Source organism: Myxococcus faecalis (genome assembly GCF_050039385.1).
Lineage (GTDB): Bacteria > Myxococcota > Myxococcia > Myxococcales > Myxococcaceae > Myxococcus > Myxococcus fulvus.
In genome coordinates this window covers 6,826,635-6,845,473 of sequence record NZ_CP144336.1, presented here as the reverse complement: position 1 = coordinate 6,845,473, position 18,839 = coordinate 6,826,635, and the positions used below count along the sequence as shown (strand labels likewise).

The following is an 18,839-nucleotide window of genomic DNA, read 5'->3' as shown; positions in this document are numbered from 1 at the left end:
GCGTAACCTGCCACGCCCTCGTCATGAGGCCGCAACCTTTTTCGGAAGGGGTGTCGCGCCAACTACTCCGGCGGCTGTGCGATGAGGCGGGAGAGGAGCGCGAACCCCGGCCCCTCCAGGGGCACGCGCCCCCGGAGTGCGGCGAACAGCGACCACCCGTGGTCCGCCAGCAGCACCACGCCCGTATCCGCCGTGGGCGCCAGGCCGATGAAGCCCACATAGCCCCCCATGACCGACGAGCACCACGCCACGGTGTGGCCCCTCACCTGGGAGAGCGACCAGCCCAGCCCCATGCGCACCTTGCCCGCTTCCGCGCGGGGAACCCAGGTCATCGAGAGCGCACGCGCCAGGCCCGCGTCCTCGCGGCCGAGGCACGCGTCGAGAAACTTCAGCAGGTCGAGCGTCGTGGAGTGGAGCGCGCCGGCGCCGGGGAGCGCGGGGAAGGTCCATCCGGGCACGGGGCGGCCTCGCGCGGTGTGGCCCGGCAGGAGCCTGGGCGCCAGCTCCTCCGTCACGCGCGTCGAGGTGTCGTTCATCGTCAGCGGCTTGAAGAGCCAGTCGCGGAGCGCGTGCCCGTAGTTGACGCCCGCGCGGCGTGAGAGCGCATGTCCCAGCACGCCCATGCCGAGCAGGGACTCGGAGAAGGGGCGCGGGGGTGGAGCGGTCGGGTGGTAGCCGCGCAGGAAGTCGCCGAAGCGCTGGGCGGAGTAGTGACCGAACGGGTCCTCCGGTCGCGACTCGGGCGCGTCCAGGTTGGGCGGCAGGTGGGGCATCCCGGCGGTGTGGGTGGCCAGCTGCTCCAGGGTGATGCGCCCCGCGTCGGCGTCGGGAAGCAGCGCGCGGGGAATCACCTCGCCGAGCGTCATGTCCAGCCGCGCCTGGCCCTTGTCCACGAGCAGGGCGAGCAGCGCGCCGGTGAAGACCTGCGTGAGGCCGCCCAGGCCGAAGAGCGCCTCGTAGGCGGGAGCGTTGCCCTGCTTCCGGTAGGTCTGGACATGCCACTCACCGCGCCAGGTGACGCCGGCGCACAGCGATGCCGAGCGGTAGCTCCGCACATAGCGGCGGGTCTCCTCCTCGATGAAGTCGACGGCGATGGACGGGGGTGGGGTCACCAGGCTCCTCTACACCAAGGCCGCGGGGGTCCGCAGCGTCACTTCCCGGTTGCCCGGACGTGCGCGCCTGTCCATCGTGGGCGGCAAAGGAGATGGAGAATGCTCGCAGGTCTCGCGGCGGATGGAACGTATGCGGCAGGGGCTCGCCACACGATGGACATGAGCGCCGAGGACGCTTGGAGGAACTGGGCCGAGGGCTCGGGCCTGGGGCGGTGGCTCTCCTCGCCGCGCGCGGCGTTGAAGGAGGGTGAGCGGACGACGCTGAAGGATGGGACGGAGGTCCTGGCGGTCCGGGTGCGTGCGCCGGCCCTGCTGCGCATCCGCCTGACGCGCGCGGACTGGCCGCGACCGAGGACCGCGCAGCTCCGCGTCCTCCCGGCCGCGCGAGGGCACACCGTCGCGCTGCACATGGAAGGGCTCCCCGACGCGGCGTCGCGCGCCGAGTACATCCAACAGTGGAAGAAGGCGCTGAGCGGCCTGGAGACGACGCCCGCGAAGAAGTCGGCGTCGAAGAAGACTGGCGCCAAGGCGGCCTCGAAGCAGAAGACAGGCGTCAGGAAGGCCCCGGCGAAGAAGGCCAGCGCGCGCAAAGTGGCGTCGAAGAAGACCGGCACCAAGGCGACCTCGAAACAGAAGGCAGGCGCCAGGAAGACCCCGGCGAAGAAGAAGGCGAGCACCTGAGCCGCTTCCCTCGCGGACGTCTCAGTCCTCGCCCGACCCGGGCACGGTCCTCACGCGCACCTCATCTGCCCAGCTTGAGCGTCACGCTCGCGGTGTCCTGCTCCCGCCCCGCGAGCGTGAAGCGCAGCTCCCACGTCCCCGGCATGAACAGGTCGAGCTCCGAGACCTCGAACACGCCATCCGAGCGCGACGTGACGCGAGGGGCCTCATCGATGCCATGTCCCATGGACGGCATCCACGGCTGCACGCGCAACTCCAGTCCCTGAGCGAGCTTCCCGTTCGCCGCATCCGAGACGCGAACGGTGAAGCGCTGTGGCCCGCGTTTCAGCGGCGTCGCCGTGGACAGCACCTTCACGTGCCACCGTCCCGAGGCACTCTGCGTCATCCCCACCACGGACTCCGCGGTGCTCGCCTCGGCCTGCGAGCGCGGCGTCGCGAACGCCGGCGCTCCCGACAACATCATCCACACGACCCATGTCCTCACGTCGACGCTCCATGGACGCGTGTCTTCATCACGCCCCACGGTGACTGTAGCCAGACAAATCCTCCGTCCCCTTGCGACATGTTGCCGCAACCAGGCATGCGTCCCGCGCCCTGCGACAATTCACCGCGTTCGCCACGACAGAGCTTGAGTCAATGTCGTCAGCACGATGTCCGCGCCCGCTCATCCGCCGACGCATCGTCGCCCGTCCTCGGCGATGCTCTGGTTCCTCACGCTGCTGGAGTGGCTGGGCATCCTCCTCTTCGTGCTGACGTGCGCCGCGCTCGTCGGCGTCATCGGGAAGACGCTGCACGAAGGACGTCCGGCGACGACCCATTCGCCCGTGCTCCCCGACTACGGCCCCCTGCCCGCCTTCTCACTGAGCGACGACGCGGGCCGCCCGCTCGAGAACAAACACCTCCGAGGCCGCGTCACCCTGCTCCACTTCCTCTCCGAGTCCGAACTCCAGCCCGCTGGCCTGCTCGCGGTGCACACGAGCCTGGAGGCCTCCGGGCTCGGCGTGGACGTCCTCCTCGTCACGCGGGACGAACCACCCGTCCCCCTCCCCAGTCCCCTGCCCCGCGGCTGGCGCAGGCTGTGGCGGGGAGACGCCCTGGAGCAGGCGATGCGCGCGGTGACGCGGGGACATCCCGCCGAGGACGCCACGTCACTGCTGCTCCTGGTCGACCCCCTGGGCTCCGTGCGCGGCATCTACACGAACGCCCTCACCCACCCCGAAACCGCTCGTCAGGTGGAAGAGGACGCTCGATGCCTCGACACCTGCGGGCTCCAGCACTGAGCACCCCGCCCATGAACACCAGGCCCCGCCGTCGCCTCCTCCCCGTGCTCGCCATTGGCGCGAGCCTCAGCCTGCTCGTCGTGGGCGCGTGGCCCTGGCTCCAATCACGGACCCTCGCAGCGAAAGCCCGAAGCCTTCCCGACTTCGGCCCCCTGCCCCACTTCGAGCTGCGGGACCAGGAGGCCCGCGCCTTCACCCAGGCCCAGCTGGAGCGCCGCGTCGTCGTCGCGGACTTCTTCTTCACCCGCTGCCCCACCGTCTGCCCCCTGCTCACCGAGCGCATGGCCCGACTCCAGCGACGCGCCCGCGAGCAGGACGTCCCGGTGCACTTCGTGTCCTTCAGCGTGGACCCGCGCTACGACACGCCCGAACGGCTCGCTGCCTACGCCCGGGACCACGCCCTCGACACCGCCAACTGGAGCCTCGTCACGGGCCCCCTGGAACAGGTGGAGACCACCGTCCTGAAGGGCTTCCGCGTCATGATGGGCCGTGCCGAGGAAGCCGACGAGGACGACTTCCTCTCCCTCTTCCACGGCGAGCACTTCGTCCTCGTGGACGCCGCGGGTCGGCTCCGCGGCTACTACCGCGTGACGGAGGACCCCCAGGGGCTGGAGCAGCTCCTCGAGGACGCCTCCGCCCTCGCCCACGCCGCGCGCTGACGGACCGCTACGCCTCACGCCACCCGCTCACCGTCCCGAGGCCGCCTGACGGACCTCACCGCGCGCGCGGAACGGCGCGAACAGCTCCACCGCCCAGTCCACGAAGGCGCGCAGCTTGGCGTTCATGTGCCGGTTCTGCGGATACACGATGAAGACCGGGAACGGCTCGCATCGCCACTCGGGCAACAGCCGCACCAGCGCGCCGCTCGCCAGATGCGGGCGCACGACGAACTCCGGCAGCTGCGTCACGCCCAGCCCCGCAAGCACCGCCGTCAGATGCGCCGTGCTCTCGTTCACCGCCACGCTGGCGCGCCCCAGCACCTCCAGCCGCTCCTCGCCCTGGAGGAACGACAACGGAATCACCCGCCCCGTCCGCGTGGAGAAGTAGCTCACGATGTCGTGGCCATCCTGCAAGTCGGTGGGCTGCGCCGGAGTGCCCCTTCGCTTCAGGTAGCCCGGCGTGGCGCAGGACACGAACTCCAGCTCACCGATGCGCCGACCGACCAGGGCCGGGTCCGGCAACACGCCGCCGCGAATCACGCAGTCCACGCCATCCCCCACCAGGTCCACCGAGCGGTCCCCCACCCCCAGCTCCAGCTGGATGTCCGGGAACTTCTCCCGGAACGACGGCAGCGCGGGGATGAGCAGGAAGTTGGACACCGACGAGCCCGCATCCACCCGCAGACGTCCCCGGGGCCGGGTCCGCGCGCTCGACACGTCCGCCTCGATGTCCTCCAGGTCCGCCAGCAGCCGGGACGTCCGCGCGTAGTAGGCCGCGCCCTCCGGCGTCACCGTCACCCGCCGCGTGGTGCGCTGGAGCAGCTTCACTTGAAGGTGCGCCTCCAACCCCTGCACCAGCTTCGTCACGGAGGGCTTGGGCATCTTCAAGGTGTCCGCGGCCCGGGTGAAGGTGCCGGCCTCGACCACCCGGGCGAACACCCGCATCGCGGTGAGCTGGTCCATGACGTCGTCCTCGAAGTGTCCAGGGAGGGAGTCCCGGGGACCCCATGATTCTTACCCGAATGAAAACATCCGTGTCCCCAGCCATCGCCTGTCGACAAGGCTGGAACAGCCGCCACCCTGAAACCCATGTCACCGGATGATGTTAGTCTTTGGGCTCCCCTTCACGAAAAGGCGGTCCCCATGAAGACGTGGCTCGCGGTGACGTTGGGCGCAGTGGTCGGACTCGCGGCGGCGGTGGTTCCTCCGGCGGCCGTCGCGGGCGCCTCGGAGCAGGAGCACGAGCAGAAGGACCCCTCGGCCTATCCCGGCCCGTGCTTCCTGGAGCTCATCTGCGAGAACGGCTCGGTGCTCCGGTGCAACGGCACCTGGGAGTGCGACTACGGGAGCAACTGGATTCGCTGCGACGGCGCCGCCTGGGGCTGTGACGGCTCCAGCACCTGACCCACCGGAGTGCTCCCGGGAGCCCGTGGCGGCGCCCGGGAGCACCCCTCCCGCGACTGACGGGCGACGCGCTCGAGCCGGAACGGCGTCCCCGACTCGCTCATGGTGAAGCAGCCCGAGCCGTTCGGCGCGTACTCGAGGGCCTCGCCCTGTCCCTCCACCGTGTCCGTGAGGGCGACGGGGGTTGGCCGCGAGGGCCGTCTCGAAGGCCGCGCCCGGAGACGCCGTCTGGAAGGCTCACGCCGTGCTCACGGCGCGACGTCGAGGAGCCCCACGCCCTTCGTGTGCCACTCGGTGCCGGGGGCGGTGCGCAGGTCATCGGCGGGGGGCGGCAGCAGCTCCCAGAGGGCGGCGTTCTGGGGCGGCACCTTGTTGGTGTGCTGCGCGCGCGCCCGGTAGAGCTGGCCGTCGTGCATCACCAGCGCGCCCGCGGCGTACGTCACCTCCGGTGAGCTGGGGGCACGGATGGCGCGGTCCGTCCACATCTCCAGCGCGCGCGTCGCGGTCCCCGCCGGCAGGCCGGTGTTCACGAAGGTGAGCGCGGGGACGGCGCCGTTCACGTTGCCAGTGGCCGTCACGGGGCCCACGGTGCCGGTGCCGCCCGTGAGCCCCGCGATGAGCCGGCGACCGCCCTCCCAGCGATTGTCCTTGAAGGTGATGGGCGAGGTGACGGTGTTCGCCTTGCTGAGCACCACGCCCGGGTCCGAGGAGGTCGGATAGACGCTCTGGTAGCCGAACTCCAGCCCGCGGAAGGCGTTGCGCTCCCAGAGGAACCTCGAGCCCGTCCCCACGGTGCCACCGAACCAGATGCCCAAAGACAGCGTGTCCGCGAAGTAGTTGTCGGTGAAGTCCACGTCGAGCGGCCCGTCGCCCGACTCGGGCTGGGCGAAGAAGTTGAGCAGCGCGCCCGCGCCTCCCACGAAGACGTTGTGGTGGAAGCGGATGCGGCCCGAGCGCACCGTGGCCTGGGAATTGTTGTCCTGGTACTGCTGGAAGACGGCGCGCCAGTCGATGGCCCCGAAGGCGAAGACGTTGTGGTGCACCTCCGCCCCGTCGCCCAGGCTCTGGACCTGGAGCGCCTCGCTGCCGGTGCGCACCAGCCGGTTGTTGTAGACCTTGAGGTTCGTGGCGAGCGGCGTGGGCGCGCCCTGCGTGGAGCCGAAGTAGATGGCCTCGCTCGCGGTGTCGTGGATGTAGAGGTCGTGCAGCTTGATGTCGTTGAGCGGCGGCGCCACGCCCCCGCTCGCCGCGCGGTTGATGCGCACGCCGGCGAAGCCCGAGCGGGTGATTTCCAGGTACTCCAGCTCGAAGCTGTGCGCGTCCCCGATGCCCACGCCCATGTGGCCTTCGCTCAGGAAGATGCCATCGCTCAGGATGCCGTAGCGGTTGCGCGACGTGGCGTACTGGCCGCAGCGGTGGCCCGGGAAGTCCGCGTGGCCGGTGCCGGAGTCCGGGTCATACCGGCCGGTGAGCACCCAGTTCGAGCCGCCGCCCATGGACCAGATGTAGCCCTGGGTGCTGCCCGCCTTGGGACGGATGACCACCTGGCCGCCCTTGTTGGTGATGACCAACGGCCGGCTCGCCGGGCGCTGCGGCAGGTTGCCCAGGTTGATGAGCGTGTAGTTGCCCGCCGGGATGTAGAGCCGGTCCAGCGTGCTCCAGTCCACGTCGGGGTAACGCGTCTGCACGTTGGGGATGTACATCTCCCCGTTGCTGGCGTTGGGCCCCGGCAGCGTGAGGGTGTTGCCCGGCGGGCCGAAGCGGCCGAACGGCTCGCACGCGGCCTCGGTGACGCCGCCACCATCCGGGTTGCCCGCACCGCCGTCCGCGGGAGGGTTGCCACCGTCCGGCGTCAGCCCACCATCCGCCGTCCCCGCGTCCCCCAGCGAGTCGGGGCCCTCATCGGGCGGGTCCTCCGAGGAGCAGGCCGACGTGAGGCAGACGACGAGACACAGCGCCCAGAGACTCCGAATCATGAGGTGGCTCCTGAGGGGAAAGGAGGCCACCAGCCTAGCCCGACTCCACGCGGAGTCCGCGCGACCTGCACGCGGACCCGCGGGTCAGTTCTTGTCACACAGTGACATCTTCAACGAAATGGAGGGTTTACCTCCTCCCGCGTCGGGCGGACGGCTCACGCCACCTTGCCCACGATGATGGAGTACGGGCCCTGGGTGGGGACGACGCGGTCCAGCTTGAAGCCGCCCTCGGCGAAGAGCACGTCGTACTGGACCTGGGTGCGCTCGCGTCCGCCCGCCAGCGACAGCATGACGATGTCCATCACCAGCGCGGGGTGCAGCTCCGGCCCCTCCGGCAGCATCATCTCCAGCACGAGCAGTTCCGCGTGGGCCGGCGCCGCCTGGCGGATGTTGCGCAGGATGGAGATGGCCTGCGGGTCCGCCCAGTCGTGGAGGATGTTGCTGACGATGTACGCGTCCGCGCGCGGCAGCGGCCCGACGAAGAAGTCACCGCCCTGCTTCTGCATGCGGGCATGCGCCTGCGCGTGCTCCACGACGTGGGGCAGGTCGAACAGCGTGCCGCGCGAGCGGGGCGTCGCGTCGAGCACCGCCGACAGCACGTGGCCGCGGCCACCCGCGATGTCCGCGATGTGCTCGTAGCGGTGGAACTCCATCGCCTGGAGCATGGCCGCGATGGCCATGTGCGACTTGCCCGTCATCGCCGCGTCGAAGATGCGCGCGTCCTCCGGGTGGGACTGGAGATACGGCCACAGGCCGCCGGGCGTCACCGTGTCGCACGCCGTCTGCCCCGTGCGCGCGGACACCGTCAGCGCCTGGGCGCTGCGCCAGTTGATGTCGTCGTTGAACATCATGACCAGCGCCTTGAGCGAGTGCGGGTGGTTGGCCTTGAGGTGCTCGGAGTAGTCCGTGTGCGCCCAGCCCTGCGCGCGCCGCTCGAACACCCCCTGCGCCGACAGCAGGCGCAGCATCCGGTGCAGCGAGTCCGCGTGCGCCCCCGTCGCCTTCGCCAGTTCCTCCGTGCTCATCGGCGTCGTCCCCAGCACGTCCGCCACGCCGAGCTGTGCAACCGCATACAGACACCGCGGGGCCAGATACGACGTGGTGAGGTTGAAGATGAACGCTGGGGCGGGAAGTCGTTGCATGTGCGCTCCTGGTCGGCAGGCCTTCAATTGCCTGCAAGCTGAAATTCTACCTGGACCCGGGAACGACCCAGACACTCCCGCATACCGCCCTGCCTTCAAATGAACACAGATGCTGTATCCCATGACAATGACTGACATGGCGCACTCCGTCACGGAGCGTTGACTAAGGGGTTGTCGCCAGCCCCGCGGGGAGGGGCCATTCCAACACCGGGGGCGCCGAGGTGCCCGGCCCGGGGCGCCCTTTCATGCGTCCCGCAGGCCCCTTCGCCAAGGTGGCTCCCGGAGCGCCCCGCGCGGGACGGCGCTGGTATTGCCAGGAGGGCGCGGGCACTCGTGGCCTGATGGCAGCACAGGCGCTGGATGCATGAGAACCCCGGGGGTTCTTGAGCCACATCGCGCGAGGGTCCATCGTCGACGAGGCGGCGCTCATCCGCGCGCTCCAGGAGGGCGCATCGCCGACGCCAGCCAGGGTGTCTTCGAGCACGCGCCGGACGTCCCTCCCACCCTCGCGGCCTGTGGGAAGGTCGTCCTGACGTCCCATGCGGCCAGCGCCACCGGCGCCGCGCGCGGACCAGGTCTTCGCCAGCGTGCGAGACCATTTCAGCAGCAAGCTCTGACAGCGCTCAGCTGTCTCGAATCTCGGGGTTCGAGAGGGATTTATCATCCAGACATGTCACTGAGGACTTGGGGTGGGGGCACGCTATGAGACCTGGCGCGAAGCCCACGCCGGGCGGCGCATTCCCCGTTGTCAGATAGACGAGCATCCATGTTCAAGCAGGCAGCAGTCCTCGCCGCGACCGGTGTCGCATGGCTGGCCGGTTGTGGCGGTGTCGAGCCTCAGATGGAGCAGGAGGAGATCATCGCCAACCTCATCGAGGCGGGCTACCCGGCCCGGGACATCCAGGTCATCGACGAGGCGGTGTTCGTGGGCGGCGACGCGCACGTGACGCTCCAGGCGTCCCGCGAGATGCTTCAGGCGACCGAGGGGAGCCAGGAGCAGTTCCGCACGACCAACCTCGTCGGCGCCCACGTGACGAAGATCTGCATCAACCCCGCGCCTGGGTACGACGACTACATCTTCCTGCGCCAGGGGCTCGACCTGGCCATCGAGAACTACAACGCGCTGGGGCTGCGCTTCACCCTCGCGCGCGGTCCGACCGACGGCTGCACCGCGAACATCACCATCGCGCCCACCTCCGAGAACGTGAGCAGGGCGGGCTTCCCTGATCTCGGGCTGCCCTACGCGAACATCACGATGACGACCCAGCTGGGCGAGTTCTCCCTCGACGTCACCGAGCACACCATCACCCACGAGATTGGCCACGCGCTCGGCCTGCGCCACTCGGACTACTACAACATCTACATCAGCTGCCTGCAGTACTACGGCCACAACGAGGGCGACATGGGCGTGGGCGCCATCCCCATCTCGGGGACGCCGGAGGCCGCCACGTGGGACGGCTCCGTCATGAACACCTGCCCTCACGTCAACAGCAGCGGCGAGTTCACCAGCTCGGACGCCGACGCGCTGTTCGCGCTCTATGGAAAGCCCTGCGGGAGCGTCAACGTCGCGGAGTATCGCGGACAGACAGGGAAGCAGCTTCGCTGCGCCTGCTCCTCGGGGGGCTCGGGCTCGGTCTGGGGGACGAACAACTACACCGATGACTCGGACATCTGTCGCGCCGCGGTGCACGCGGGGGTGATGCCCCCCAGCGGGGGGAAGGTGACCGTCGAGGTGCAGCCGGCCCAGAGCACGTTCATCGGAACCACCCGCAACGGCGTCACCTCGTCCTCCTACGGCTACTGGGGCGGGAGCTACCGCTTCATCGGGGCGCAGATTCCACAGCCCCAGACGACGCCGCTCTGCTCGACCTACAACTTGACGTCCTATCGCGGGCAGACCGGGAGGGCCATCCGCTGCGGCTGCCCGACGGTGAGCCTGGGCGCGTCGATCTGGGGCACGGACCTGTACACCGATGACTCGGATGTCTGCGCGGCCGCCGTGCACGCGGGCGCGATTCCCGCCTCCGGTGGAGATGTCACGGTCACCATCCAGCCGGGCCAGAGCAGCTACACGAGCACCAGCCGCTACGGCGTCACCTCGTCCTCCTACGGCTCCTGGGCGGGGAGCATCTCCCTGAGCCCGTAGTCCTCCTCGCGGCAACGGGCGGCCCGGAGGAGAATGCTCCGGGCCGTCTCACCCAATCACAGACGCCGCGAGGGACTCGGGGCCGCGTGGTGCCTCCATCGGCGAGCACCTGCCTGCCAATACGGCGCGCTCCCGGGGCAGCACCCTGACGGGATGACGCGCCTGGAGTCAGGAGCAGACCTTGGCGCACGAGGAGGCCATGCGGGCATGGGGTTTGAAATGCCACCGCGCCCATGAATGACACCGACGCCCCACCGCCCCTCCCGGACTCCCGCCCGCGCCCACGAAAGGTGTGGCCCTGGGTGGTGGCGCTCAGCCTGCTGTCCTGCTGTGGCTTCAATGTGTTCGCGGTCATCCTCCCCAATTACAAGGCGGCGCAGCTGGACCGGGCCCAGTACGACCTGAAGAACCTCCGGCGCATGCTGGTCGGCTACCGGATGAAGACAGGGCGATACCCGACGCGAGAAGAAGGGTTCCAGGCCCTGGTGACGAACGGGCTCATCATCGGGGCCGTGCCGCTCGACCCCTGGGAGCGCCCCTATGGCTACTCGGTCGAGGCAGACGCCGTGGAGATGTGGAGCCTGGGCCCGGACGGCCGTCGCGGCTGCGAGTGCGACGACCTCGTGGATGGGTATCCCGAGAGCCGACGTCCACCGTGCGCGGCGCCGCCGCACGCGCGATGACGACTATCGCGCGGGGCCGGGCGGGGACCTCCCGCTCGGCCTCACACGGTGCGAACACGCCAGGGACCTCCACGAGGACTCAGGCGACGCGGGGGAAGTCCACCTCGGTGCCCGCCACGACGTTGAGGTAGTTGGTGAGCACGTTCTGCGCGACGGCGGCCACCACCTCCACCAGCTCCGCGTCGCTCAGCCCCACCTTGCGCGCCTGCGCCAGCTGCGGGCCCACGTCCGCCGCCCGCGTCCGGGCGATGGCCACGGCCAGGTCCAGGATGGCCTGCTCGCGCGGGTCCGCCGAGCGACCCGAGCGGAACCCCGTGAGCTCATCCGCCTTCACCCCCTGCCCCTTCGCCAGCGCCGTGTGCGCGGAGAGGCAGTAGGTGCAGCGGTTCAGCTCCGCCACCGCGATGGCGATGGCTTCCTGCGTGCGCGCGGACAGCTTCGCGCCGCCCATGGCGTTGAAGTAGCCCGCCACGGCCTCCAGCGCCGCGGGCGAGTGCGCAAAGGTGGAGAACATCTTCGGCACACCCCCGAACTTCGTCTTCAGGGCGGCGAGCGTGGGCTCGGAGGCCGCGGGCGTGTTCGAGGGGCCAACAGGGGCAATCAGGGGCGTCGTCATGGGGTGCTCCCAGGGACTGCGGGTGGTTCAGCGGGTCGATTGGTATCGACTCGACACTAAATGCGCCCGTCCACTTCGCTTGTCAACTCAGTATCGACACGATACCTTTTGACCCATGGCCGGCGACCGCCTCTACGCGCTGCTCGAGCGACTCGGGAACCTGCTCCGAACGGAGGAGCGGGCGGCGGGGCTGCCCCATGGGTTGCAGCCGGTGCACCTGCAGGCGCTGCGCTACCTGCAGGCGTGCAATCGCTACAGCAACACCCCCGCGGCGCTGACGGAGTACCTGGGGCTCACCAAGGGCACCGTGTCCCAGACGCTGCTGCTGCTGGAGGAGAAGGGGCTGCTCCGAAAGGAGGCGGACACGGAGGACCGGCGCGTCGTCCACCTGCTGCTGACGGACGAGGGCCGCGCCGTGCTGAGGGCGGCCCTGCCACCGGAGCTCTTCAAACGGGCCCTGGCGCGGCTGCCCGGCGATGGCGAGGGACTCGAGGAGGCGCTCACCGGACTCTTGAGCGCGCTGCAGGCGGCGAACGCCCAGCGCAGCTTCGGCGCCTGCGCCACCTGCAAGCACTTCCAGCGCGAAGGCTCGGGGCGCTTCCGCTGCGGACTGACGCGCGAGCCGCTGTCTCGCGAGGACAGCCAGTTGTTGTGTCGGGAGCATGAAGCCCTGCCCGTGCCTCACTGACACGAGGCTCCGTGCGTGCGCCCGGCTGCGATTCCATCCGGTGGAACGGCTCCCGGACACCCTTCCCACCGAGGGCTTCGACTTCACCGTCGCCCCAGCGCCGCACGGAGCGTGCTGAAGACGCGAGACGCCCCGTGGGAGGCAGATGGTTGCCGGATGAGTGGCATCCAGACACCTCCTTGAACCTGTCTCCTCGGAGGAGGTCTCATTGCATCAGGGCACGCGGTGGTGATTCACGGCCCCAACGGAGGAGGCATCGGATGCGGAAGGCGACGTTCGCGAGATTGGGAGCCATCGGCACCGTGGTGATGCTGTCGACGGGGTGCGGCTTCGAGAAGAGCGTTTACGACATCGAGCTGAACGAGGCCGAGCTGAGCGCCGTGCCCTACGTCTGCGACAACGGCCGGAAGGGCTTCTCGGCTGCCTGGGAGGTCTCTACGAAGCAGCGATGGACCATCACCGCGGGAGAGCATGGCGACACGCGCATCGAGGTCCCTGGCTACTTCCGGACCCAGCTCCACAAGGTCCCCCTGGATGAGACGCCCTTCATCGTCAACGGAACCTCGGTCGAACGAGGCCCGTTCCAGTTCGTGGGCCTCGAGACCTTCATCGAGGACGACACCGGCAGTGGGACGGTGGTGCAGCGCTTCGTCATCGAAAGCGATTCGCTCGAGGCAGACCGCGTCGAGGGATTCATCGACCTCAGGACCCAGCTCATGGATGCCAACTTCGACACGCCCACGTGCAACTACGTGGTGAGCTTCACCGGCCGCCGCGTGGACTGAGTCTCGCGATACTCCACCAAGAGGCGCGCCTGGCGCACCGCCAGCCCCTGACACGAGCGGGCTGGCGGCACCGGAGCAAGCTCAGCGAGTCACCTTCGCGCGGCCCTGCACGGCCTGGGGCCGGGTGGGGCTGGACGCGACGGCGGCGGAGACTCCGAACACGACGTCGTCGTTGTCATCGTAGAAGCCGAAGGTGCAGCTCAGCTGCGGGCTGGACGCCTCCACGAACTGGGCCCGCAGGACGTGCTGGCCCACGCTGCTGCCCACGGTGAAGGTGTGGCTGAAGGTCTTAGCGCCGCTGCCCGTGCACTGCAGGCCGGTGACGAGCGAGGACCAGAGCGGGAAGCCGGACACGGGGGCGTAGTAGAGGTTGAGCTTGTCCGTGGCGTCGTAGCACCACACCGTCACGTCCACCTTGACCTGCTTGCCCGGGGTAATCGGCCCGCCGTCCACGCTGCGCAGCACGACACGGTCGATGCTCTCGTCCAGGTGGTAGAAGCCGAACGGACCATCCGGGCAGCCATCCAGCGTGTTGGGCTCGTTCGGCTCCGCCGCGAGGAACTGGCTGCCACGGCTGTTGACCAGCGTTCCGGTGTCGCAGCCGCAGCCGTTGCCGCAGACCGGCGTGCCGAGCGTGGCGTCATACGTGGCCACGGGCGGCGTCGTGCACGTCCCGCCTCCGCCCGTCTGGGTGGTGAAGCTGAAGCCCGCGCTGTAGTTGCCCGCGCCGCACGCATCCACCGCGCGCGCCCGCCAGAAGTACTGCGTGCCGGCCGTCAGCGCGGGCGTCACGCTCCAGGTGCTGGTGGGGAGCGTCGAGGCCGAGCGCACCACGCTGGAGAAGCCCGCGTCGGTGGCCACCTGCACCTCGTAGGACGTCGCGCCCGTCACATCCCCCCAGTCGAGCACGGGGGACAGCGCGACGCCCGTCGCGCCATTGGACGGCGTGGCGAGCACCGGGGCCGCCGCGGGCTGACAGGTGGTGTCCGCGGTGGTGAAGCGGAAGGCCGCGCTGTAGTTGCCGGCGCCGCAGCCGCTCACCGCTCGCACGCGCCAGAAGTACTGCGTATTGGCCGTCAGCGCGGGCGTCACGCTCCAGGTGCTGTTGGAGGGCGCCGTCGCCGAGCGCACCACGGTGCCAAAGGCCGCGTCGGTGGCCACCTGCACCTCGTACGACGTCGCGCCCGCCACGTCCGCCCAGTCGAGCACGGGCGACAGCGCCACGTTGGCCGCCCCATCCGCCGGGGTGGAGAGGGTGGCGACACCCGGGGGCGTGCACGGACCGCCGGCCGTCGCGCAGGTGCACGCGGCGGCGGGGCCGTAGCAGGCGCTGGAGCTGGCCGGCACGACGGAGTAGCAGTACTGCCGGCCATTGGCGACCTCACCATCCGTGTACGTGGTGCCGGTGACGGTGGCGACGCGCACCTTGCCGAAGTCACAGCCCGCGTAGCCCTCCGTCTTCATCACCCAGTACTCGCTGGCGCCGGGCACGCTGTTCCAGCCGAGCGCCACCTGGCCGTCGCTCGGCGTGGCGGTGGCGGTGGGCGCCGTCTTCGGGCCCGTGGCGCAGCCGGAGTTGGCGGGCGCGGGCGTGGAGCAGGCGATGCCGTGGCGGTTGAACGCCGCGTGGATGGCCGTCATGTGCGGCGTGCCGTCGTTGAGGTTGCCGTTGTCGTCGTCCGCGGCCAGCCACTGCATGTAGCCGTGGCTCGCGCCGCAGCCATCGGACGTGCCCGCCGAGCAGTTGCAGGCGTGCCACGAGCCCACGTTGCCGCTGCCCTGGTAGAAGACCTTGTTGCCGATGATGAACGCCGTGTTGGAGTCGTAGTTGAACGGCGCGGCCTGCAAGTCACGAGCGACCAGGTCCCACGCGGCCTGACGCACGGGCGCCGCGGCGCAGTGCACCTGACGGCCGCAGGGTCCGGTGCCGGAGGAGCAGCGCGAGCACACGAAGTTCTGCGGCGTGGCCGGCGTCTGGTTCGCGTGCGCCAGGTAGTCCGCGTCGCGCACGCCGGAGCAGCGGGTGTTGCACCACGTCCCGCCCGCCTGCGCCTCGTTCTGGTTGTAGCCCGTGCCGTCCGGCGTCATGCCGCAGCCCAGGTTCGTCGTGGCGAAGAAGCCATAGCCCACGCACGAGGCCTGCAACCGGTAGATGGACGCGATGTCCGCGTACGCCTCGCTGGAGTTGCTCAGCGCGCCGCCGGAGTCGAAGTCATCCATGCCGTGGCCCCACTCGTGGTCGAACACGGCCGCGATTTCGCCCGTGTTCCGGCAACCACCGCCGCTGCGGTAGAAGTTGACGGTGGAGCCGTTCCAGAAGGCGTTGCACGTGCTGTTGATGTTCACGTTGGCGGTGAGCTGGTTCTGCAGCCACGTGTTGTTGGGCAGCCAGCCGCGGCCCAGCTCGGCGATGCGGTTGAGCTCGTAGAAGGCGGAGCGGGAGGCCGGCGTGTTGCCCGCGCCACCGCCGCCCGTGGTGCAGTCGTGCTGGTTGTTGGCGCCGCCCAGGTTGAGGTTGCCGGTGGCCGAGCTGGTGCTGGGCGAGCCGCACGTGTCGCTCACTCGCACGTAGCGGCCGGCCAGCGTGGTGGTGACGTTGCCGGAGGAGTAGTTGAAGACGCCGGCGCCGTCGGTGAAGTTGTTGGGCGAGGCCAGGCCCGTGTTCGCCCAGGGCATGGGCGTGTCCAGCTGCATGGTGCCGCAGGTGGTGTTGTCGGGGCAGATGCCGGTGCTGCTCAACGGATAGATGCCGCCCTTGATGGTGGCGTCCAGGTAGTGGTTGTCGTCCTTGAGCGCGAGCACCTCGCCAGAGTGCGCGTCCACCGTCACCTTCCAGCGCTCCACCTCACCGGGGTTCTGGAAGCCATACGTCCAGACGAGCTGGTGACGGTAGCCCTCGCCGAAGGCCGCGTCGGCGCGGGCCAGGGGGGCGAGCTCCAGCGTGGGCTCCTGCCACAGCGTGCTCGGCGTCTCCAGGAGGCCAAAGCGCTCACCGCCGAGCGTCAGGGCCTGCTCGGGGCTCAGCGTGGGCTTCGTGGCCGCGGTGACGTTGCTCCACGCCTCCGTCCCCAGGAGCACCATGTTGCCGTGGCTGAGCGTGGCGACCAGCTTGCCGTGGCGCACGGGGATGCCGTCGACCTCCTGCGGGATGAGCACGTGCCACAGCACGTCGGTGACTTGCTTCACGCGGGGCTGGCCCAGCTGGCGCAGGTCCACGCCGAGCGCGGCCTCGTTGTCGCTCAGGAACTTGAAGAGTGCATCGGCGACGACGGCCTCGTCGACCTCGCCGGTGGAGCGGCCCAGCTGCTGCTGGAGCGAGCCGAGCGTCACGGTGTTGCCCACGCCCTTGCCGGGGATGAGGGGGATGGCGCCCTGGACGGCGGAGGGCATGCCCGTCAGCGGGTCCAGGTACACGTGGAAGTCGCGCCCGTTGCGGGCAAAGAAGTCGTCCCACGCGCCGGGCGCCGCGCCCTTCAGCTTCGAGCGGGCTTCATCCAGGGACACGTTGGAGACGGGCAGGTACAGCTCCGGCTTGAAGAACGCCTGGCTCGCCAACGGGCTCGGTTGTGAGGGCTGGAGTGCCCACGCCAGCGCGCTGCAACACAGCACGAGACAGGCGACCCACTTCGACGATTGACGCATGCGGTCCTCCCGCGAAACGCGAAAGACAGACACTCCCCCCTGGGAGCACGCGTCCAGTCGAGCCCGCATCTGCGGGGCGTGAAAATCGCTACTTTCAGGAACTGTCGGACTTGCGGAAACCCCTCTGGGGACGCGGAGCTGGACAGCCCACGAGTGAACACTCACAGAGACTTCGAGTCTCACGCGTTCAAGACGGCGGGAAAGCAGCCGTTGCACTGGAGTTGACGCTTCGCGCCGGGGTGGGGCTCAGGCTGGGAAGAGCAGCCGTGTGTATTGCTTCACCCAGGCGCGGCGGGTGTCGAGGGTGCGGAAGTCGAGCAGGAGGACCTGGTCGAAGACGCGGGGGAGCATGGACACGAGGAGGATGGAGGACCAGACCTGGGTGAGCGCGAGTCGGCGGCGTGCTTCCTTCAGGTGGGGTGTGGCGGGGGCGAGCTTTCGGGACAGCGCTTCGAGGAAGGTGTTGAGGCGTTGGACGGCGGCGCCGTCGTAGCGTTGGTGCACGAGCGCGTCGTGCAGGTGGGCGTGGGCGATGCGGGGGTAGCGGCCGACGTTGCCGACGACGTCCTCGAGCAGGGTCTCGAAGGCATCACGGACGGAGAGCCCCTCATCGAGGAGCCTGTCGAAGTCGAGGAGGACGTGGGTGAAGGCCTGGTCCAGGGTGGAGTCCAGGGCCTGGGTGATGAGCTTCTCCTTGCTGCGGAAGTAGTAGCTGATGGCGGCGCTGTTCACCTGCGCCTCGCGGGCAATCTCGCGGATGCCGGTGGCATCCAGCCCGTCGCGCTCGATGCAGATGATGGTCGCCCGGAGGATGCGCTCCCGGGCGTCCTGTTCCTTCGTTCCCATGCGCCACCATACGGTGGACCTCAGACCTCAGTGAAGCGCATCCCCGTGACACCGAGCGCTTCCAGCGCGAGCTTGAGGTCCTCGGAGATGATGAGCGCCACGGACCAGCCCCACGTCCGGAAGAGCTTTGCCTCACTCACCTTCGAGGGGTCGATTCTCAGCCCGTCCACGTCCCGGTACTGGCCCACCTTCTCGGGCCGGCCGTCCTCGGCGGTCCACCGCTCCACCTCCCGGGACGCCGCGTCGTCGATGCACTCGATGAGTTTCGTCGCCACGAGGATGCTGTACTGCTCGGGGTACCCCGGAATCTCCACCGGGATGACCTGCACATCCTCGGGCGCCAGTTCCGTGAGCAGCGTCGCCACTCGGACGTGGACGATTGGCACCGCGAGGCCCGTCAGTGAGAATTCGAGCGCTCGACCTGCGCGAGCGACAGGGACTCTCAACGGCTCAGGGGCGGCGATACGTGTCCCCGCCGTGAAGCTCCAGGGGTTCACCTCCTGGCCTTGAAGGTTCACGGGACTGCGGAGGTGCCATCGCCCTGGCACCTCGGCGTCATCCGTCCACCTGAAGTATCGCCCTGGCATCTCTAGGAGTGTCGCTTCCTTCCTGTCGAGTCACCAGCACGCCATGCCGTGTTCGTCCTCGCCGTGAACAAGTGCGTGCCTTCGCATGCCGTCACTCGCCGCGACGTCTCCGCACGGTCAGCTCCCCGGGAGCGCCTCCGCACGCCCCAGCATCTGCGCGCTCTTCGACCACAACACCGCGCAGAGCGCGCCAATCACCAACTCCGCCACCATCGCCGCGACCAACTCCGGCGCGGGCGTGCCATCCACGGCCAGGCTCAACAGCCGTGACACGCCATAGGACAGGTACATCGTCGTCGACACCGCCAGCGACGTGAACGTCAGCCGGCTCCAGATTCCGCCGGCCATGATGAGCAGCCCACACGCCAGCAATGCCCCTCCTGGCGCGCGCACCTCGCTCAACAGACTCACCTGCCCCCCATGGTCGATTCCACTCCACCCGTGGAACGCCTGCGGTGTGAACAACAACGCCGCGCCAATCGCCCCTCCGATTGCGCCCACGACCAGCAACACCCCCTTCGTCATCCGGTTTCGCATCGCCGCCCCTCGCTTGACACCGTGTCAATTGACTCCGCGAGAGATATTCGTGACT

Annotated in this window: 18 protein-coding genes; 8 read left to right on the top strand and 10 right to left on the bottom strand. The window is 69.3% G+C overall.

Going from position 1 to position 18,839, the window contains the following annotated elements; all coding sequences use genetic code 11:
• Positions 1-62: 62 nt before the first annotated feature.
• Complete coding sequence (locus tag VZQ01_RS27515; protein ID WP_426745124.1) at positions 63-1,112, bottom strand: serine hydrolase domain-containing protein; 1,050 nt, start codon at positions 1,110-1,112, stop codon at positions 63-65.
• A 99-nt stretch (positions 1,113-1,211) separates the two neighbouring features.
• Between VZQ01_RS27515 and VZQ01_RS27510 the strand changes: the two genes are divergently transcribed.
• Positions 1,212-1,793, top strand: a complete 582-nt coding sequence (locus tag VZQ01_RS27510) for a hypothetical protein (RefSeq protein WP_426745123.1) — start codon at positions 1,212-1,214, stop codon at positions 1,791-1,793.
• Between the two features lie 61 nt (positions 1,794-1,854).
• On the opposite strand, the gene VZQ01_RS27505 is transcribed toward VZQ01_RS27510, so the two are convergent.
• A complete protein-coding gene (locus VZQ01_RS27505) occupies positions 1,855-2,277 on the bottom strand; it encodes a FixH family protein (protein WP_426745122.1) in 423 nt (140 codons plus the stop codon).
• Between the two features lie 166 nt (positions 2,278-2,443).
• Between VZQ01_RS27505 and VZQ01_RS27500 the strand changes: the two genes are divergently transcribed.
• Both VZQ01_RS27500 and VZQ01_RS27495 read left to right on the top strand, forming a co-directional pair.
• Positions 2,444-3,073, top strand: coding sequence for a hypothetical protein (locus tag VZQ01_RS27500; protein WP_426745121.1), 630 nt, complete (start codon positions 2,444-2,446; stop codon positions 3,071-3,073).
• A gap of 11 nt (positions 3,074-3,084) precedes the next feature.
• Entirely contained in the window at positions 3,085-3,732 is a 648-nt protein-coding gene (locus VZQ01_RS27495; RefSeq protein ID WP_408889249.1) for an SCO family protein, read from the top strand.
• A gap of 27 nt (positions 3,733-3,759) precedes the next feature.
• Here VZQ01_RS27495 and VZQ01_RS27490 read toward each other — a convergent pair whose 3' ends face one another.
• Complete coding sequence (locus VZQ01_RS27490; protein WP_223751386.1) at positions 3,760-4,695, bottom strand: LysR family transcriptional regulator; 936 nt, start codon at positions 4,693-4,695, stop codon at positions 3,760-3,762.
• A 180-nt stretch (positions 4,696-4,875) separates the two neighbouring features.
• Between VZQ01_RS27490 and VZQ01_RS27485 the strand changes: the two genes are divergently transcribed.
• Complete coding sequence (locus tag VZQ01_RS27485; RefSeq protein ID WP_223751385.1) at positions 4,876-5,136, top strand: hypothetical protein; 261 nt, start codon at positions 4,876-4,878, stop codon at positions 5,134-5,136.
• 248 nt (positions 5,137-5,384) lie between these two features.
• Here VZQ01_RS27485 and VZQ01_RS27480 read toward each other — a convergent pair whose 3' ends face one another.
• Both VZQ01_RS27480 and VZQ01_RS27475 read right to left on the bottom strand, forming a co-directional pair.
• Positions 5,385-7,112, bottom strand: coding sequence for a carbohydrate-binding protein (locus VZQ01_RS27480; protein WP_426745120.1), 1,728 nt, complete (start codon positions 7,110-7,112; stop codon positions 5,385-5,387).
• A 155-nt stretch (positions 7,113-7,267) separates the two neighbouring features.
• Positions 7,268-8,254, bottom strand: a complete 987-nt coding sequence (locus VZQ01_RS27475; RefSeq protein WP_223751383.1) for a methyltransferase — start codon at positions 8,252-8,254, stop codon at positions 7,268-7,270.
• Between the two features lie 766 nt (positions 8,255-9,020).
• On the opposite strand from VZQ01_RS27475, the gene VZQ01_RS27470 reads away from it, so the two are divergent.
• Positions 9,021-10,400, top strand: a complete 1,380-nt coding sequence (locus VZQ01_RS27470; protein WP_305070844.1) for a M57 family metalloprotease — start codon at positions 9,021-9,023, stop codon at positions 10,398-10,400.
• 302 nt (positions 10,401-10,702) lie between these two features.
• A complete protein-coding gene (locus VZQ01_RS27465; RefSeq protein ID WP_426745119.1) occupies positions 10,703-11,083 on the top strand; it encodes a type II secretion system protein GspG in 381 nt (126 codons plus the stop codon).
• A gap of 79 nt (positions 11,084-11,162) precedes the next feature.
• On the opposite strand, the gene VZQ01_RS27460 is transcribed toward VZQ01_RS27465, so the two are convergent.
• Positions 11,163-11,699 carry a carboxymuconolactone decarboxylase family protein gene (locus VZQ01_RS27460; RefSeq protein ID WP_223751380.1) on the bottom strand — a complete coding sequence of 179 codons (537 nt, stop codon included), beginning with the start codon at positions 11,697-11,699 and terminating at the stop codon, positions 11,163-11,165.
• 115 nt (positions 11,700-11,814) lie between these two features.
• Between VZQ01_RS27460 and VZQ01_RS27455 the strand changes: the two genes are divergently transcribed.
• Positions 11,815-12,387, top strand: coding sequence for a MarR family winged helix-turn-helix transcriptional regulator (locus VZQ01_RS27455; RefSeq protein WP_223751379.1), 573 nt, complete (start codon positions 11,815-11,817; stop codon positions 12,385-12,387).
• A gap of 260 nt (positions 12,388-12,647) precedes the next feature.
• The gene (locus VZQ01_RS27450; RefSeq protein ID WP_223751378.1) at positions 12,648-13,172 is read left to right on the top strand and encodes a hypothetical protein; all 525 of its coding nucleotides are present in this window, start codon (positions 12,648-12,650) and stop codon (positions 13,170-13,172) included.
• A gap of 81 nt (positions 13,173-13,253) precedes the next feature.
• On the opposite strand, the gene VZQ01_RS27445 is transcribed toward VZQ01_RS27450, so the two are convergent.
• From VZQ01_RS27445 to VZQ01_RS27430, 4 genes are all read right to left on the bottom strand, one after another.
• On the bottom strand, positions 13,254-16,814 hold the full coding sequence (locus VZQ01_RS27445) for an endopeptidase (protein ID WP_426745118.1): 3,561 nt from the start codon (positions 16,812-16,814) through the stop codon (positions 13,254-13,256).
• A 246-nt stretch (positions 16,815-17,060) separates the two neighbouring features.
• Positions 17,061-17,660 (bottom strand): TetR/AcrR family transcriptional regulator, encoded by a 600-nt coding sequence (locus tag VZQ01_RS27440; protein WP_426745117.1) that lies wholly within the window; start codon positions 17,658-17,660, stop codon positions 17,061-17,063.
• 20 nt (positions 17,661-17,680) lie between these two features.
• A complete protein-coding gene (locus VZQ01_RS27435) occupies positions 17,681-18,247 on the bottom strand; it encodes an imm11 family protein (RefSeq protein WP_426745116.1) in 567 nt (188 codons plus the stop codon).
• A gap of 117 nt (positions 18,248-18,364) precedes the next feature.
• The gene (locus VZQ01_RS27430; protein ID WP_426745115.1) at positions 18,365-18,784 is read right to left on the bottom strand and encodes a DUF4345 domain-containing protein; all 420 of its coding nucleotides are present in this window, start codon (positions 18,782-18,784) and stop codon (positions 18,365-18,367) included.
• Positions 18,785-18,839 lie beyond the last annotated feature (55 nt).

What these genes read in the sequence shown, in the direction of transcription:
- VZQ01_RS27510 (WP_426745123.1), top strand. Translation starts at nt 1,212, where the DNA reads ATGCTCGCAGGTCTCGCGGCGGATGGAACGTATGCGGCAGGGGCTCGC.
- VZQ01_RS27500 (WP_426745121.1), top strand. Translation starts at nt 2,444, where the DNA reads ATGTCCGCGCCCGCTCATCCGCCGACGCATCGTCGCCCGTCCTCGGCG.
- VZQ01_RS27495 (WP_408889249.1), top strand. Translation starts at nt 3,085, where the DNA reads ATGAACACCAGGCCCCGCCGTCGCCTCCTCCCCGTGCTCGCCATTGGC.
- VZQ01_RS27490 (WP_223751386.1), bottom strand. Translation starts at nt 4,695, where the DNA reads ATGGACCAGCTCACCGCGATGCGGGTGTTCGCCCGGGTGGTCGAGGCC.
- VZQ01_RS27485 (WP_223751385.1), top strand. Translation starts at nt 4,876, where the DNA reads ATGAAGACGTGGCTCGCGGTGACGTTGGGCGCAGTGGTCGGACTCGCG.
- VZQ01_RS27480 (WP_426745120.1), bottom strand. Translation starts at nt 7,112, where the DNA reads ATGATTCGGAGTCTCTGGGCGCTGTGTCTCGTCGTCTGCCTCACGTCG.
- VZQ01_RS27475 (WP_223751383.1), bottom strand. Translation starts at nt 8,254, where the DNA reads ATGCAACGACTTCCCGCCCCAGCGTTCATCTTCAACCTCACCACGTCG.
- VZQ01_RS27470 (WP_305070844.1), top strand. Translation starts at nt 9,021, where the DNA reads ATGTTCAAGCAGGCAGCAGTCCTCGCCGCGACCGGTGTCGCATGGCTG.
- VZQ01_RS27460 (WP_223751380.1), bottom strand. Translation starts at nt 11,699, where the DNA reads ATGACGACGCCCCTGATTGCCCCTGTTGGCCCCTCGAACACGCCCGCG.
- VZQ01_RS27455 (WP_223751379.1), top strand. Translation starts at nt 11,815, where the DNA reads ATGGCCGGCGACCGCCTCTACGCGCTGCTCGAGCGACTCGGGAACCTG.
- VZQ01_RS27450 (WP_223751378.1), top strand. Translation starts at nt 12,648, where the DNA reads ATGCGGAAGGCGACGTTCGCGAGATTGGGAGCCATCGGCACCGTGGTG.
- VZQ01_RS27445 (WP_426745118.1), bottom strand. Translation starts at nt 16,814, where the DNA reads ATGCGTCAATCGTCGAAGTGGGTCGCCTGTCTCGTGCTGTGTTGCAGC.
- VZQ01_RS27440 (WP_426745117.1), bottom strand. Translation starts at nt 17,660, where the DNA reads ATGGGAACGAAGGAACAGGACGCCCGGGAGCGCATCCTCCGGGCGACC.
- VZQ01_RS27435 (WP_426745116.1), bottom strand. Translation starts at nt 18,247, where the DNA reads ATGCCAGGGCGATACTTCAGGTGGACGGATGACGCCGAGGTGCCAGGG.
- VZQ01_RS27430 (WP_426745115.1), bottom strand. Translation starts at nt 18,784, where the DNA reads ATGCGAAACCGGATGACGAAGGGGGTGTTGCTGGTCGTGGGCGCAATC.